The following is a 15,129-nucleotide window of genomic DNA, read 5'->3' as shown; positions in this document are numbered from 1 at the left end:
ATGTTTAAGATCTTTATTCGTAGGCCAGTGCTCTCTATTGTAGTGTCATTGGTCATAGCCTTTATTGGAATTCTATCACTTTCAAATCTACCTATAACGCAGTTTCCTTCCATCTCTCCTCCTAAGGTAAACGTGATTGCTAATTACCCGGGAGCAAATAATGAGTTGTTGGTAAAATCTGTGATCATTCCATTGGAGCAGGCTTTGAATGGTATTCCTGGCATGAAATATATCGAAAGTAATGCGGGAAACGATGGTGAAGCCGAGTTAAATGTCGTCTTCAAGTTGGGAACCGACCCAAATGTTGATGCGGTAAATGTTCAGAACCGTGTGTCATCGGCTACCAATAAATTGCCTGCAGAGGTTATTCGAGAGGGTGTAAAGATATCACGTGAAGAGCCAAACATACTTATGTATATCAATCTTTACAGTGATGACCCTAAGGTTGACCAAAGCTTCCTCTACAACTATTTTGATATAAACATCTCTCCAGAGTTGTTGCGTGTAGATGGTGTTGGCGACCTTGATATCCTTGGTACACGTAATTATGCTATGCGTGTATGGCTCCATCCAGACAAGATGATAGCCTATGGATTATCAACAGATGACGTCAGTGATGCACTTGAAGATCAGAATATAGAGGTTTCTCCTGGTAAGTTGGGAGAGAGTGGAGGACTACGTCCACAGGTCAAAGAGTATGTCTTAAAGTATCCAGGACGTTACACAACAGAGGATGAATATAAGAATATCATCATCAAGAGCAATAAAAATGGTAATATCGTACGCTTGAAAGACATTGCTGATGTACACTTAGGTAGCGAGGTATACGATATCTACTCAACCTTCAATGGACGTCCTTCGGCTGCTGTAACCTTGAAACAAGCTTATGGTAGTAATGCTCGTAACGTTATCACTAAGGTGAAGGACGCTATGGCTCATCTGCAAAAAGATATGCCTAAGGGGATGCACTATGAGATTAGCTATGACGTTAGCCGCTTCTTAGATGCAAGTATTGAGAAAGTAATACACACCTTGTTTGAGGCTTTTATCTTAGTAGCAATAGTTGTGTTTATCTTCTTAGGCGATTGGCGTGCCTCTATCATACCGATTATGGCTGTGCCAATATCACTTTTGGGCAGCTTCATTGCGATGATGTTGTTCAACATAACGCTCAATATGATATCCCTCTTTGCCTTAGTCATGGCTATTGGTATTGTGGTGGACGATGCTATTGTGGTGATTGAAGCGGTGAATGTTGAAATCTCTCGCAACAAACTCTCACCTGTTGAAGCTACGGAAAAAGCCATGAAAGAGATCAGTGGAGCGATTATTGCAATCTCTTTAGTTATGGCTTCTGTATTCATTCCTGTAGCCTTTATGGGTGGTCCAGAGGGTATGTTCTATCGTCAGTTCTCAATCACGATGGCGTCAAGTATCCTCTTCTCTGGCTTTGTAGCCCTAACTTTGACCCCTGCATTGTGTGCCCTTATCTTGACAAAAGAGCAGGAGAACCATGTTAAATTAGGGTTTATTGGACGTGTCCTGCAACGCTTTAATGCTAAATTCGATAGTGGTAGCCGTAAATATGAACGCCTCATACAACATACAGTAAAGAAGAAGTCTTTAACAATAATATTGATATTGGTGTTCTGTGGATTGGCATATTGGATCAATATGGGACTCCCTTCGGGCTTCATTCCACAAGAAGATCAGGGTATGATTTATGCCGTAATAGAGACTCCTCCAGGGGCTACTATCGAACGAACTAACGCTGTTGCGCAACAGCTTCTTAAGATAGCAGAGAAAGAAGAGGACGTTGAAAGCGTGTCTTCTTTAGCTGGTTTTGAGATTCTTTCTGAGGGAACAAGTGCCAATTCTGGTAGTTGTTTGATTAACCTCAAAGACTGGAAACATCGCAAACGTACCGCAAAGGAGATTATTAGTGACTTGGAACAGAAATGTGAGAATATCACACAAGCAAACATAGACTTCTTTGAACCGCCATCAATTCCAGGCTATGGAGCTGCCAGTGGATTCGAACTACGTCTCTTAGATAAGACTGGTAAAAACGATTATCATGAGATGGAGCGGGTGAGCAAGGCGTTCGTTAAAGACCTAAACAAGCGTCCCGAGATTGGTAACGCATTCACTTTCTACTCTGCGAGCTTCCCTCAGTACATGCTTCATGTTGATGACGAGAAAGCTTTACAAAAGGGAGTTAAGCCTGGAAAGGCACTGAACAACTTGTCTATCTTAGTAGGTTCGGATTACCAAACAGGATTTATTCTGTTCGGAAAACCTTATAAAGTAATTGTACAAGCTGCTCCACAGTATCGTGATTTCCCTAATCATCTATTAAGTCTTTATAGTAAAAATGAAGATGGACAGATGGTTCCATATTCCGACTTTATGTCGCTTTCAAAGACTTATGGTATGAGTGAGATTACTCGTCATAACCTTTACAACTCCTCAGAGGTGACAGGAGCACAAGCACCTGGATACTCAAGCGGACAGGCATTGCAGGCTATTCAAGAGGTAGCACAGCGCTCTCTCCCTAAAGGATATGACTATGACTGGGCTGGTATCTCTAAAGACGAAGCAGAACAAGGTAATACAGCTATCGTCATCTTCGTGGTTTGTCTCGTATTTGTCTACCTTATTTTGGCAGCGCAATATGAGAATTTCCTACTGCCATTACCTGTGATTATATTCCTACCAGTGGGTATATTCGGAGCATTCCTTTTCTTAAAGGCTTGTGGATTAGAGAACAACATCTATGCCCAGATAGCCTTAGTGATGCTCATCGGTCTGTTAGGAAAGAATGCCGTACTGATGGTTGAGTATGCTGTTCAGCGTAAGAATGCGGGCGAACGAATTTCTCAAGCAGCCATCTCTGCCGCTGTTGCACGCTTCCGCCCTATCCTTATGACGAGTATAGCCTTTATAGCAGGTTTGATTCCATTGGTATTTGCCTCTGGTGCTGGTGCCATTGGTAACCGTACCATTGGTACTGCTGCTGTCGGAGGAATGGTCATTGGTACCTTAGGCGGCTTGTTACTCATCCCTGGTCTTTACTATATCTTTGCTGGAATGACAGACAAATTGGTACATTATCAGAAAGAGAAACCACTGAGTGAAGAGAAAGATAAACGTTATAAGAACAAACAATTAAAAGAAAGTACTCATGACGACAAAGAGTAAACTATATCATGTCATTACTATTCTTGTAATCCTTATGAGCATTGTAGCCTGCAAAACACCGCAGGCTACAATGCCCAAAGATACGCTTAAGGACTCTTTACCAGCCTTATCCAAGGATAGTAGCGTAACCATATCGCCTGCATGGAGAGAGTTTTTTCAAGACCCAATGCTTCAGAAACTGATTGAAACTGCCTTACAAAACAATCAAGATCTCAAGATAACATTGCAGGAGTTGGCCATAGCGAGAAGTGCGATTACTGCTAAACAAGCTGCTCTCCTACCTTCTGTTACAGCAAATATTGGTGCGGGAGTTTCTAAAGTTGGCCGCTACACAGCTGAGGGAGCAGGTAATGTTGGTACGGAGATGACTCCTGGGCATAAGATTCCAACTGTTATTCCTGACCTTTCTCCATCACTACAAGTAGACTGGACCATAGATTTATGGAACAAATTAAATAGTGGTAAAAAGGCTGCTGTAGAGCGATATTTGGCTTCAGAAGCTGGACAACGTGCTATCAAAAGTCAGTTAGTGGCAGATGTAGCAGAGAACTATTATCTATTGTTGGCTCTTGATTACAAGTTATCGGTTATGCAACAATACATCTCGCTGCAGCAGGATGCAGTGAGAATTGCTCGTATTCAGAAAGAAGCTGATGCTGATACGCAGTTGGCTGTTGAGAAGTTCGAGGCTGAATTGGCTAAGGCACAGGCTGATGAGTACCTTCTACGTCAGTCTATCGTTGAGACGGAGAATAATCTAAACCTTCTCTTAGGTAGATTCCCTCAGACCATACAACGCACAAAGGTTGACTTCTTACAGCTTCCAATGCCTACAACTGCACATTCCTTATCTACTCAACTTCTATTACAACGTCCTGATGTCATACAAGCTGAGCACCAGCTAAAGGCTGCTAAATGGGATGTGGAGACTGCACGTAAAGAGTTTCTCCCTTCATTTAATATCTCTGCGGCTATTGGATTAAATGCTTTTAACCCTAAGTACTTATTCAAACTACCGGAGTCTTTGGCGTTTAATGCCTTAGGTGGACTTACCGCTCCTCTCATCAATAAGAAGGCTATTCAAGCCAACTTCGCTCAGGCTGATGCGTTGCAGATAGAGGCTCTTTATAATTACGACAAAACATTGCTTACTGCTTTTATAGAAACAAGTACGCTGCAATCTAAGATTTCTAACATTAAGTTACTCCAACAATTTAAGCAGAAACAGAACGATGCTTTGGTAAGAGCCGTTTCTGCTGCTCAAAAACTATACCTCAATAACAGAGCTACTTATTTAGAGGTGATAGATAGTGAGCGCGGACAGTTAGACTGTAAAATGGAACTTATTGACGCAAAGTCACAACAGCTCTCAACCCTTATAGAAATGTATAGTGCGTTCTTTTAGCACCAAGAAAGACTAAGGATTCCACTTTCTGCAGCTAATAACGATGTTTTATTACGCTGCGGAAGGATTGAATTTTCTTTACATTGCTTCTATATATTTACGCTTAAAAAGGGTAAAAAACAAGCTCTAAAATCGCCTTTGTAAGTCGTTTGCTATCAAGGAGTTGCAAAACAGCATTTTAAAAGATGCTTAGTAAGACTTCAAAAGGGCGTTAGTAGCATTGCAAAAGGGCATCTTTTAGAAGCCAATTAGGCGTTAATTGAAAGCCAAAAGAGCGTCTTTTGATTTTCAGCCTTTGAGGTTTCTTTACAAAAGAAAGTAATTTACTCAAATTAGTCATACATAGGCTATTAAAGTTGTAATTCTAAAATAATTTCTAATAGCTGGCTATAAGAGAATGATGTTTAAGAATGGTTATTATTCAAAAACATCATAAATCACTGAAAAAACATCCCTAATAAACTGATTTGATTAAATGTAAATGCTGATTCTCATATATCTCTCTACCATTTTCACCACATTTTAGGCAAATGTGACAAAATGTCATTTAATACGAACTCTCATATCATCATTTATCATTCATCCTCCATTTTTGATTTTTGGAACAATTTTTGCATACTTAGTTTTATGGGTAATATTGCCCTTAACTTTTAATATTAAATTAGAACTATGAAAAAAATTCTTTTCGAAGGCAAAGTTACATTAGCAGACAAACTTGTAGATTTTAGAATATACAAGAATGAAGAAGAGGGTACTACACCTTACTACTCTTACGAAACTAATCCACAACTTCTTAATGCTGGCCAACTTGATTTTCATACAGGGGCAACAACACGTGCAACTACTTTAGAAGACTTGTTGCATCAATTTACTTACATATATAAGCAAGAATTCACTAAAATTGTTAAACATCGTGAAAATCCTAACTTTTGAGAATGTATTGGAGATAAATATTTAGAAGCATTTCATATTGGGAGTAAGCCAATTCTTTTTTTTATAACGTAGCCCCCTATTTATAATAATATAGTCTCGTTTAAATAAGGTAAATATCCGTGGGGCTTATAATGAAAGCAAAATATTGTTATATTATCATTTTACAAAGATATATATTGTAATAGACTTTTTCAGTATTTTAGATTCATTTACAAAACAGAGGAAATTTAAGAGGGATACACATCAACTTGTGCATCCCTCTTTTGTTATCGTCCCTCAGCTGCCCAACTCCTCATAGTCTTTTACTCGTCTAAAAATGAGCGTGGAAAAAGACTAAGAGCGGGACTTAATCAGACATTATTAGATACGAATGGCAGGGGTTTGTGGGAGTTATTGACCGATCAATATCATTTTATTGTAGCCCTCTTCCTGCACTGACTACCCTACCCTGCTTGTCGGTCTTGATAGTAAGGGGAGAAGTTCTGCAGCAACCTGACATGCGGTAAACGGAATAGAAGATATTGGGTCGTAAGGGAAGGCGACGAAGAGACAAGGTGTCGCCATGTGAAACGATACTACAACAAGTAGGAAGGTTGTTGATTTCAAGGACAGATGGATTGTAACTATTATACCAAAAGGCGTGTACATTCTTATTATAAATGACAGCGAACTCATCTGATGCATCTTCACCGCTAATGTATAAGCTACCACCGCAGACACAACCTTGCTTCACAACGAAGGCTTGTTTATCTATGTCGAAAGCAAGACCTTCGCCATCAGAACAGCCATTTAGGAATACTAAGATGAATTCTATCACCAACGTTGAGAGGAATACTGTGATTAAAAGTGTTTTATTCCTCGTTTTCCATACTCCTTTCTTCATAATCAAAAGCTTTGTTCGTAGTAAGAATCTTATAAACAAAAGAGTCAATGTAAACAGTAGTGTGCTTACATTGACTTATCGTTAGAGGATATCAATATTCTGTTTTATCCGTCTTTGCTGTCCACTGCTTAAAGACTTCTAACGCTTCATTGTGCAAAAGGATTTCTGAAGGCTTCTTGCGATATTGCGGTTGTACGGCTATCTCCTGGTAGATGAAATCGTCATCAAAACCAATGTCGGCAGCATCTTTGCGGTCGTTGGCATAGTAGATCTTATCGAGATGTGCCCAATAGATTGCGCCAAAGCACATCGGACAAGGTTCGCAAGAGGTATAGATTTCGCAACCACTGAGGTCAAAGGTATTCAATTTCTGACACGCTTTGCGGATTGTAGAGACTTCCGCATGGGCTGTAGGGTCGTTGTAAATGGTCACACCATTGCTTCCTTCGGCAATGATTTCGCCATTACGGGCAATAACAGCACCAAATGGACCGCCCCCATTACGTACACTGTCGGCAGAGAGTTTAATAGCTCTTCGCATCAATTCTTCTTTCGTCATTTCAGTTGTATTTTGTTAGTTCTTTTCGTCTTGTTCACGTATCTGCTGATAGATGCGGTCAAATACCTTTCGCAACTCCGCCTCACTGTCAATCGTCTTGCGGATTATTTCAAGATTCTTTGCATTCGGTGAGCCTGGAATCCATAGTTTCAGATAACCAGAACGCCCATATTTCTCTTTCATATGGTCGCGGAAACGTTGCCACATCTGTTCATCATTCTTCTCTGGATAGTTCTCAATACCATAGAGAATGGCACGTGAGAAGACTACTTCTGGCTCAAGGTCACGGTCAGCCTCAGCAACAATTTTACCATAGATGCTGCGTGGTACACGTGAACTACTGGCCCGATGGTCTTCGACTGCCTCCTTCATAATCTTCAACTGTTCGGCAGAGAACCATTTTCGGAGTCGTACATCAGCAATGAGAATCTTACCACTGGTGATATGATGAATGGCTCGTGGACCCGCCATACCAAGGTCATGATAGGCGGCAATGACATATACCATATTCACATCGGCACCCGTTACGGCTGCCAAAGCAAGTGAACTCTTAATGACACGCTGCACGTGTCCGAGTCCATGGCTCTTTCCAAAGTCATTATAACGTGGGAGTATCTGTCGCTCCACAAAGTTCATTAGTTCGAGATTGGGCTGGGACATAGGGGTTGGGTGATGGGTGTTAAATGTTGGGTGATGATGAAATGAGGGATTAGGTGAAGGGGAATTAAAAGCGGGTTTATAAACCAACTAATGCAATCGTAGTTGCTATACCATAGATTAGCATGTTCCGAGCGGTTTGCGCCAAGATGATATTTAGCTCCTTACCTTTCTTTATTTGCTTCATTTGCATGGCTGTTTTGTAATGCAAGATACCATAAGGGATGAAGATAACAAACAAGAAGATAAAGGAAAGGAGACTGTCTCTCTCACCTGAAAAGAGAAGAAGAAGCAACTGAAGATAGGTCATAAGACCTAATGCTAAGTACAGCCTTTCTGCCTTTTTCTCACCTATTCTCACAATGAGGGTTATCTTTCCGTCACGTTTATCATTCTCTCTATCACGATAGTTATTGACTACAAGGAGGGTGTCTATCACCAAACCGCAGATAATGCCCGACATAATTACCTCAAAACACAGGGCTTGAGAATGGTCAGGAAGGATGACATAGGTGGTGAAAACGACGGGAACAATACCAAAGAATACTAACACCAAGACATCACCTAAGCCAAGATAAGAGAAGTAAGTGGTGTAGAGAAAGGCAAAGAGAACACAGGCTACACCAACGAGTATCATTTCCCAACCACCGAAGAAGATGAGGGGAATACCAACAAGAGAGGCTAATAAAGAATTGACAACAAGTCCTATGCGCATGACAGGGAGGGTTATCCAGCCTTCAGAACAAGCCCGCTTCGGACCTAAACGAGTGGCACGATCATCATTACCTTTCAAACAATCGAAGTAGTCATTGATGAAGTTCGAGTCTATCTGCATCAGAAAGGCAAAGAGAAAACAAAGAATGGCAGGCACAACCCGAAAGTTCTCCCCGCCACTTAGCTTCCAAGCCCAAGCAGTTCCTATCATTACGGGGACCATTGCACCTGTGAGCGTCTTCGGACGCGCAGCAAGTACCCATGCTGAAAGACTGTTGGTCTTTATCTTATCATTCTCTGAAATCACGTATTCGTATGTCTAAACGATTAGTTAAAGAAGTTCCAGCTGATACCAAACTGCAATACACGCTGGTTCAATGGGTAGTGAGGCGTATAGAAATATTTACCCCCATCAGCACTGTTTACATGCGTGAACATTACATAGAAGCGAGTATGCTGTAACTGGAAGTTAGCATAAGCATTCAAATGTGGATAGTTACCAATCTTTGTACGGCTCGCATCGGTCTCCTGTATACCAAAAGCACCGATTCCAGGTATATACTCTGGCGCATAATAACTTGTGAAGTAACGACCGTCAACACCAAGGTCAACATCCAACACACGTGCTATCTTGAATCGTATAAACAGGTTACTATAAGCGTTGAATGTCGGTACTGGGAGTATTTCTGCCTTACTTGATTTCTGGAAAGTCAGCACATTTTGCCAGTTGAAGATGCCCAAACGGAAGTCTTGTTGTAGCTGTAAAGTCAGCAAGTTGATAGGACTGCTGGACTGACGGACATTCAAGTTGTTATGCTGTACGAGGTAGTTATCACCGCTTTGGATGCGGTCGTTTTGTATACCAAAGTAGGTATAGTTCTTAAAAACATCATAGCCAACACGCAACTTAGTGCGTGTCTTCTTCAAAGAGAACTCACCCAAGATGCGAGAATGTATCTCTTGATTGAGGTTATTGTCCCACATATAATGCTTACCATAGTACTGACCCATATAGAAGGATGGAGCAGAACGGTGGAAGAAAGCTGTTGCAGCGAGTTGAACTGTGTCACCCAAAAGAGGGAAACCGAGGTCAGCATGACCATCAACATGAACCTGCCCTGCCCTACTTCCAGCCAACCAAGCCTCCGCACTAACATCATAATGGAACGTCTTACCCTGTGTCTTCAACAGCTGACCACCGACAGAAATGTCATGTTGGTTCCATGTCTTGTCACCATTATAGAAGGCAACAGTACTCGCACTTGGCGTTATCATTGAAGGAAGAGCATAATGGCGCAACTCATAGGAAAGGAAAGCTTTCAGTCCAGCCTTCGCCCATTTGTTGAATCCCTCAAGCAAAGCGACAGCAAAGGTATTCTTCAAGGACCAGTGCTTTGTCGTATCATAAATCGAATCATTGGCTGCAGTACCATAGTTAAAGTAGTTCTGTGCATAGAAATCAGTCGGAGTATCGTATGCTTGATAGATACGACGGTAATTATCGAAACGTACTGTATGAATGAAACTCGTCACTGGAACATACTCTTCCTTCATCCACTTCTGAGTAGAGTCCTTAGCCAAAGCATCCTGTTTCTTGAGGTTTGCCATCTGAATAGAGTCCTCCAAATTGACCGTCAAACGCTCATTGGCATTAGCATTGTCCGCTGTTGTCTTCACTTGTGACGCATCTCCAGCAATGACAGCATCGTCAGGTCGACCTGCAGAACGCTTCTCTTTATCGTAAGCTTCCTCATCAAACTTCTCGCCTTTTGCCTTTGCACGGCGACGAGCCTTGTCTTTATCCTGCTGTGCTTCTTGTGCTTTCTGAGATTTAAGAGCAAACTGCTTTGCCTTAATCTCCTCTTCCGTCATCGGCACCTTACGAAAGAAGCCGAGACTATAACGGTGATTGAAGAACACATGTTGATTGTCATTTCTATTCCAATTCTGCTTCAATATGGTTGGAATCTCTTCTTCGCTATAGCTATCACGGAACGACTCTGGATGCGTGATATAGGCATCATTGGCAATACCACCATTCTCAGCGACCTTCTGATGATTAAGAGAAAGAAGCAAATGTGCCTGATAGCGTTCACCTAAATAGCTTCCCCACATTGAATAGTTGAAATGAGAAGTACTCTGATTGCTATAATATCCACGTCCGTATAGGTAATCAAACTTAAAGCCAAAGCCCCACTCCTTACCCGCATTCACCGCAAAGATTGCCTTAAATCGGTCTTCTCCGTTGTTTCTGTTACCAGCGGTATTATAAGAGAGAACCGTGATCGGCGAAAGGGTTGAGGTAAACTGGAAATTGTTTGGCTGTACGATAAACATATCATACGGGTCGAGGAAGAAGAATTCTGACGTAGCAGGACGATCAATAAAGATACGATTCTGACGTGGAGAACCCAAGTTTCCCAAGGTGTTATACTCCCCTCGCTTTCCATAAGTGAGGTTAGAATTCATATACATATACGACAACGTATCGGGAACAGCAGCTTTGCGGTCACCGAAACGCTCATCAATCGTCCACACCTTCAAGCCACGTGGTATCTCCTTGTGCTCACTTTGTATAGAATCCGAACGTCCCATGTTACGATTGTTTCTATAACCATCAGCCGTGAACGTACCATCATCATACGGAGTGGTGCCGTCTGTCTGTGCCATAGCAGCATTAGCCACTAACACAAAAAGGGAAAATAAGATAGTAAGTTTCTTCATTTAACGAATAAAACGGAGTACACTTTCGACCATCTTAAAGACCATCGAAACAAGAATAATAATTGTACCAGTCGTAGTGTTATCGGTTAAGAAATAGACAATCACACCAACAAGCGCACCTAACATAAAGATAATGTTAAGCCATTGGCGGATAGGAAGAAACCTATCTTCTGTCTCACGTTTATGACGACGACGTTCTGGACGACGTGCCGTACTATTCTGTAGTTCCATTTTCTTTTCTTTATTGTATTAAAAGTGTTTGCCAGCGGCTTTGCTTTAACGCTTTATTCAGCGCATTAAAATAGGCAAAGACCAAACCTACATAAGGTTGTTATCCCACCCCATCACCACTGACACACCCAAAAGTATATCCTTTCTTTGTCTTACTTCAATGCCTGAGCGAAGCCTTCAAAGATACTATTCTTACGGTCAACAGTAGCACGACGGAACTTACCAGATACAGGCAAGAGACGAGTCTGCTTCTTATTGACAGCATACTTATCGGTAATCCACTGCTCTGCCAATAGGTCAGAAACATTGCCTTGAACATCATAACGATAAGTCAAACGGTTCATTGTCAATGTTGCCTGTCCATCACGACAAGTTGCTTGAAGCACATAGTTAAACTGCGTATAGTCCAATGAGAGAAACGAAGATGAGAAAATCAACTTCTCACGTACCGTTGCCACAATACAATGCTCACCCTTGTTCACCAAGGCAACCTTACTACCACTCAACTGATTGTCGCCCTGTGTAAGTTCTGTAAGATAAGCAAACGCCTTGTCATAGAGTTCGTCAGCAGTTGCTCCTGGTACATTGAATGTTTCAGTCCATACCACCTGACCGTTCACCTCTGGTATGATACCCTTCTGAAGATAAAGGTCTTTTTTTTCTTTATTGTCTGTACTCACATTCTTATTTGCACGTGCAGCTGCAGTCGCTGGCGTTGTTGGAACAACCCACGCATCTGATGAAGCGTTGCTAACAGCCTTTGTAGTGGTTGCCGCAGCCTTTGTTGCTGGTGCTACCGTAGTCGTCTGAGCTTTATTAGCAGCCTCACTGAGTGCCTCAGCCTCACGTGACAATCGTTCTGCCTCAGCCTTCATATCAGCAATCTTCTTTTCTATATCCTTTGCTTTCGCCTTATCCTCAGCTTCCTTCTTGGCTCTTGCTTCAGCCTCAGCCTTCGCTTTTGCAGCGTTTGCCTTCGCCTGTTCCAAGGCAGCCTTAGCCTCCTCTAACTGGCGTTGTGCCTGTTCCAACTTCTGTTCTGGAGTCAGCGTAGTCTGTGCCGCAGCCATCATTGGAAGGCACATAAACAAGAATATCAAAAATTTCTTCATATGTTCAAACTTTTATCTAATGACAATTTAACAAGCAAAGATACAAATTATTGTTTGCTTTATCGAACCTTTCAGTAAGTTTTTATCTTTTTTTTATTGAGACAGGATAATGAAAAGACAAAGTAACTGGAGAACAAAAGACAGGATAATGCAAGACAGAATAAGCATAAAGACAAAGTAGAAGAACGATTATTTGGTAGACAAGGTAACGAGATGACAAGTTGACGAGTTACTTATCGACAGGGTAACAGGAGAACGATTGATTTTCACATACTTCTGCCTTTTAAATTCTCTATAGCTTTTGTAAGAACGTGGGGGGGTGTAAATAAAATTCTAAGACTGCAAACGAAAATGGCGTAGATTGGCTTCCAATTAACGCCCTTCTGGCTTGCTAGAGATGCCCTTTTGAAGGCTTACTAAGCACCTTTTAAAACACAACTTTGCAACTATCTGACTCTATGCAACTTACAAAGGCGGTCTTTTAGCTCGTTTTTTCGCCTTTTAAAGTCCGAAAACACGGTAACTATTCAGCGATAAGGTGTATAAACTATTATTGATTATCAATAAGTTACATAAATAGATATATGACTCCTTGATGCGATAATAAGGAGCCATGTCGCCTGTTGCAGGGTTGAATCGTGTCTGTACATTTGCGTGCATGAGTGCAAAGCAGAAGAACGATTACTTGGTAGACAAGTTAACGAGTTGCTTGTAAGCTGGAGAAAAGAAAGACAGAGTAACAGAAGAACGATTGATTTTCGCATACTTCTGCCTTTTAAATTCTCTATAGCTTTTGTAAGAACGAGGGGTTTTATAAATAAAATTCTAAGACAGCAAACGAAAGGGGCGTAAATTGGCTTCCAATTAACGCCCTTTTGGCTTGCAAAAGATGCCTTTTTGAGCTCTAAGTAACGCCCTTTTGAAGGCTTACTAAGCACCTTTTAAAACGTAACTTTGCAACTATCTGATTCTATGCAACTTACAAAGGTAGTCTTTTAGATCGTTTTTTCGTCTTTTAAAGTCCGAAAGCACGTGTGGTTTGTAAATAAAATTCAAACATCAAAGGAGTATTTTACGACTTTTGTAATCATCAAAAAAAAACATTCTACTAAGCAATTTTATGGTGGTAATGGCGTTTATTACATAAAAGGGGTATAGACTAAAATTCTGTTTTGGTCAGCCTTTTAGGACATATGCACTTATTCGTGATTGTTGATATTGGTAAATTCGTGAGGTATGAGATACTACTTACTTTCTATTCTCTTGTTACTCTTGCTCGTTGCTTGCAGCAGGAACGATGGACCAGTTTATCCCAAAGAATTTATAGGGAACTGGGCAGGTGTGGAAAAGACAGACATTGGTATGTATCCAATCCTTGAAGTGACGGATTCTACCGTTGCATACGACCCAGGCATAGGCGATACTTGCAGGTGGTTTAATAGTTATCACTTTGTGAACGACTCTCTTTTTTTAGTCTATGAGGAAGAAGATACCAACCGTTGTAAAGTCATAGAGTTACACGATAGTATACTGATTATCAAAGGCTTGCCATGGAACGAGGAGAAAGCAGTTAGCTTTGTACGAAAAAAAGATAAGAAAAGATAAGTAGTATAGTCTTCATACGCTTCGATTAATTATTTTTCAACGGAATATCCCCTACAAAAATCCATACAGATTGACGCTTTCCGTTTTCTCTTTTTATTAAAGGTGAGAAGATACTGTCACCATTTTCTCGCTTAATGGGATACCGCTTATTCATAAACCAAACGGCATCCTTCGTGCGATAAAGATTCATTTTGATGTAGGGTTTGTCTGATACATCATAGCCGCCAGACGCCTTTAATTCCTCATGGTTGGGGAAGTCTTGCACCAAGATACCCTCTGTCAGTCCCTCACTTGTTATGGTATGCGAGAGGACACCATCGGTATATACCCATCCACGCAACAGTGTAAAGAACTTATTTCCGATACCTATTGGAGCTGTGTTGAAGTCGTAATCTTCACATTCCATGATGACTATGTCGTCCTTGAACGCCTTTAGCTGTTCCCTCTGGTCAGAGAAATGACCTACTGCCACACCTGAATCCTTCTGCACTTCAGCTGTTTTTGTCATGCAGGCTGTCAGTAGAAAGGAGAGGAAGAGCAGTGTTAGGGCTACTCGATATTGTTTCATACGCATCGTTATTGTTCGTTTGTAGTGTTCGAAAATAGGTGCTATTAGCTACGTCAAAGATAATAAAAGTTTTGCATACGACAATGTAATTCTACTGATTTTCAGCCATAAAACAAAAATCCTCTTCACCCGAAAGAATGAAGAGGACGCACATTTTATATTGTTTTGACTTACAATGCAGTAAAAGCTGCTACAAAACCAAAGATGATACCCGGTGTGTTAGCAATCGCCAATGGCCAGTCACGCTTCTCTTTGAACAATCCGTAAGCGACCCATAAGGTGCAGTTTACACCTGCCATAAATGGCTGAATGAAGGTTCCCTTCTGCCCTGCTAAGTTGTTTTCTATCTGTGGAAAATAGAAAACATACATTAACACTGATGTTACCATACCAATCCATCCCATAGAAGTGAAGAACTTTTCTTTTGTCATATTATCCTGATTTTATTTGTTTATGAATACAAGAAAGATTTAGTTTATATCTTTTCTTTACCTATCTAATATTTCATTCTAACGCTACAAAGGTACAAATTATTTC

The 15,129-nt window shown here is 41.0% G+C and carries 14 protein-coding genes; 4 read left to right on the top strand and 10 right to left on the bottom strand.

Annotated elements, in window-relative coordinates:
* The 3 genes from J4861_RS02540 to J4861_RS02530 all read left to right on the top strand — a co-directional run bounded on the left by J4861_RS02540 (position 1) and on the right by J4861_RS02530 (position 5,539).
* A complete protein-coding gene (locus J4861_RS02540; RefSeq protein WP_211816581.1) occupies positions 1-3,201 on the top strand; it encodes an efflux RND transporter permease subunit in 3,201 nt (1,066 codons plus the stop codon).
* Positions 3,185-4,606, top strand: a complete 1,422-nt coding sequence (locus J4861_RS02535; RefSeq protein WP_211816580.1) for a TolC family protein — start codon at positions 3,185-3,187, stop codon at positions 4,604-4,606. The genes J4861_RS02540 and J4861_RS02535 overlap by 17 nt, the downstream gene beginning before the upstream one ends.
* Positions 4,607-5,275: 669 nt before the next feature.
* Positions 5,276-5,539 (top strand): hypothetical protein, encoded by a 264-nt coding sequence (locus J4861_RS02530; protein ID WP_211816579.1) that lies wholly within the window; start codon positions 5,276-5,278, stop codon positions 5,537-5,539.
* A 412-nt stretch (positions 5,540-5,951) separates the two neighbouring features.
* On the opposite strand, the gene J4861_RS02525 is transcribed toward J4861_RS02530, so the two are convergent.
* The 8 genes from J4861_RS02525 to J4861_RS02490 all read right to left on the bottom strand — a co-directional run bounded on the left by J4861_RS02525 (position 5,952) and on the right by J4861_RS02490 (position 13,079).
* Positions 5,952-6,422, bottom strand: coding sequence for a hypothetical protein (locus tag J4861_RS02525; protein ID WP_211816578.1), 471 nt, complete (start codon positions 6,420-6,422; stop codon positions 5,952-5,954).
* A gap of 91 nt (positions 6,423-6,513) precedes the next feature.
* A complete protein-coding gene (locus J4861_RS02520) occupies positions 6,514-6,981 on the bottom strand; it encodes a nucleoside deaminase (RefSeq protein WP_211816577.1) in 468 nt (155 codons plus the stop codon).
* A gap of 15 nt (positions 6,982-6,996) precedes the next feature.
* Complete coding sequence (locus tag J4861_RS02515; RefSeq protein WP_211816576.1) at positions 6,997-7,641, bottom strand: HD domain-containing protein; 645 nt, start codon at positions 7,639-7,641, stop codon at positions 6,997-6,999.
* A gap of 76 nt (positions 7,642-7,717) precedes the next feature.
* Positions 7,718-8,659 (bottom strand): 1,4-dihydroxy-2-naphthoate octaprenyltransferase, encoded by a 942-nt coding sequence (gene menA / locus J4861_RS02510; protein WP_211816575.1) that lies wholly within the window; start codon positions 8,657-8,659, stop codon positions 7,718-7,720.
* A gap of 20 nt (positions 8,660-8,679) precedes the next feature.
* Positions 8,680-11,076: a putative porin gene (locus tag J4861_RS02505; RefSeq protein ID WP_211816574.1), complete on the bottom strand. Its 2,397-nt coding sequence runs from the start codon at positions 11,074-11,076 to the stop codon at positions 8,680-8,682.
* Positions 11,077-11,307, bottom strand: coding sequence for a hypothetical protein (locus tag J4861_RS02500; RefSeq protein ID WP_004361511.1), 231 nt, complete (start codon positions 11,305-11,307; stop codon positions 11,077-11,079).
* A gap of 152 nt (positions 11,308-11,459) precedes the next feature.
* Positions 11,460-12,419 (bottom strand): DUF4468 domain-containing protein, encoded by a 960-nt coding sequence (locus J4861_RS02495; protein ID WP_211816573.1) that lies wholly within the window; start codon positions 12,417-12,419, stop codon positions 11,460-11,462.
* A 501-nt stretch (positions 12,420-12,920) separates the two neighbouring features.
* Complete coding sequence (locus J4861_RS02490; RefSeq protein ID WP_211816572.1) at positions 12,921-13,079, bottom strand: hypothetical protein; 159 nt, start codon at positions 13,077-13,079, stop codon at positions 12,921-12,923.
* 576 nt (positions 13,080-13,655) lie between these two features.
* Between J4861_RS02490 and J4861_RS02485 the strand changes: the two genes are divergently transcribed.
* The gene (locus tag J4861_RS02485) at positions 13,656-14,024 is read left to right on the top strand and encodes a hypothetical protein (RefSeq protein WP_211816571.1); all 369 of its coding nucleotides are present in this window, start codon (positions 13,656-13,658) and stop codon (positions 14,022-14,024) included.
* A gap of 25 nt (positions 14,025-14,049) precedes the next feature.
* On the opposite strand, the gene J4861_RS02480 is transcribed toward J4861_RS02485, so the two are convergent.
* Together J4861_RS02480 and J4861_RS02475 are read right to left on the bottom strand one after the other, a co-directional pair.
* On the bottom strand, positions 14,050-14,598 hold the full coding sequence (locus J4861_RS02480) for a hypothetical protein (RefSeq protein WP_211816570.1): 549 nt from the start codon (positions 14,596-14,598) through the stop codon (positions 14,050-14,052).
* A 164-nt stretch (positions 14,599-14,762) separates the two neighbouring features.
* A complete protein-coding gene (locus J4861_RS02475) occupies positions 14,763-15,023 on the bottom strand; it encodes a SemiSWEET family transporter (RefSeq protein ID WP_065367910.1) in 261 nt (86 codons plus the stop codon).
* Between the last annotated feature and the right edge of the window lie 106 nt (positions 15,024-15,129).

It is taken from the genome of Prevotella melaninogenica (assembly GCF_018127925.1).
Lineage (GTDB): Bacteria > Bacteroidota > Bacteroidia > Bacteroidales > Bacteroidaceae > Prevotella > Prevotella melaninogenica_C.
Note: the sequence above shows the minus strand (reverse complement) of the source record. Positions and strands in the feature narration are given on the sequence as shown.

What these genes read in the sequence shown, in the direction of transcription:
- J4861_RS02535 (WP_211816580.1), top strand. Translation starts at nt 3,185, where the DNA reads ATGACGACAAAGAGTAAACTATATCATGTCATTACTATTCTTGTAATC.
- J4861_RS02485 (WP_211816571.1), top strand. Translation starts at nt 13,656, where the DNA reads ATGAGATACTACTTACTTTCTATTCTCTTGTTACTCTTGCTCGTTGCT.
- J4861_RS02475 (WP_065367910.1), bottom strand. Translation starts at nt 15,023, where the DNA reads ATGACAAAAGAAAAGTTCTTCACTTCTATGGGATGGATTGGTATGGTA.
- J4861_RS02540 (WP_211816581.1), top strand. Translation starts at nt 1, where the DNA reads ATGTTTAAGATCTTTATTCGTAGGCCAGTGCTCTCTATTGTAGTGTCA.
- J4861_RS02530 (WP_211816579.1), top strand. Translation starts at nt 5,276, where the DNA reads ATGAAAAAAATTCTTTTCGAAGGCAAAGTTACATTAGCAGACAAACTT.
- J4861_RS02480 (WP_211816570.1), bottom strand. Translation starts at nt 14,598, where the DNA reads ATGCGTATGAAACAATATCGAGTAGCCCTAACACTGCTCTTCCTCTCC.
- J4861_RS02525 (WP_211816578.1), bottom strand. Translation starts at nt 6,422, where the DNA reads ATGAAGAAAGGAGTATGGAAAACGAGGAATAAAACACTTTTAATCACA.
- J4861_RS02490 (WP_211816572.1), bottom strand. Translation starts at nt 13,079, where the DNA reads ATGCACGCAAATGTACAGACACGATTCAACCCTGCAACAGGCGACATG.
- J4861_RS02495 (WP_211816573.1), bottom strand. Translation starts at nt 12,419, where the DNA reads ATGAAGAAATTTTTGATATTCTTGTTTATGTGCCTTCCAATGATGGCT.
- J4861_RS02520 (WP_211816577.1), bottom strand. Translation starts at nt 6,981, where the DNA reads ATGACGAAAGAAGAATTGATGCGAAGAGCTATTAAACTCTCTGCCGAC.
- J4861_RS02515 (WP_211816576.1), bottom strand. Translation starts at nt 7,641, where the DNA reads ATGTCCCAGCCCAATCTCGAACTAATGAACTTTGTGGAGCGACAGATA.
- J4861_RS02500 (WP_004361511.1), bottom strand. Translation starts at nt 11,307, where the DNA reads ATGGAACTACAGAATAGTACGGCACGTCGTCCAGAACGTCGTCGTCAT.
- J4861_RS02505 (WP_211816574.1), bottom strand. Translation starts at nt 11,076, where the DNA reads ATGAAGAAACTTACTATCTTATTTTCCCTTTTTGTGTTAGTGGCTAAT.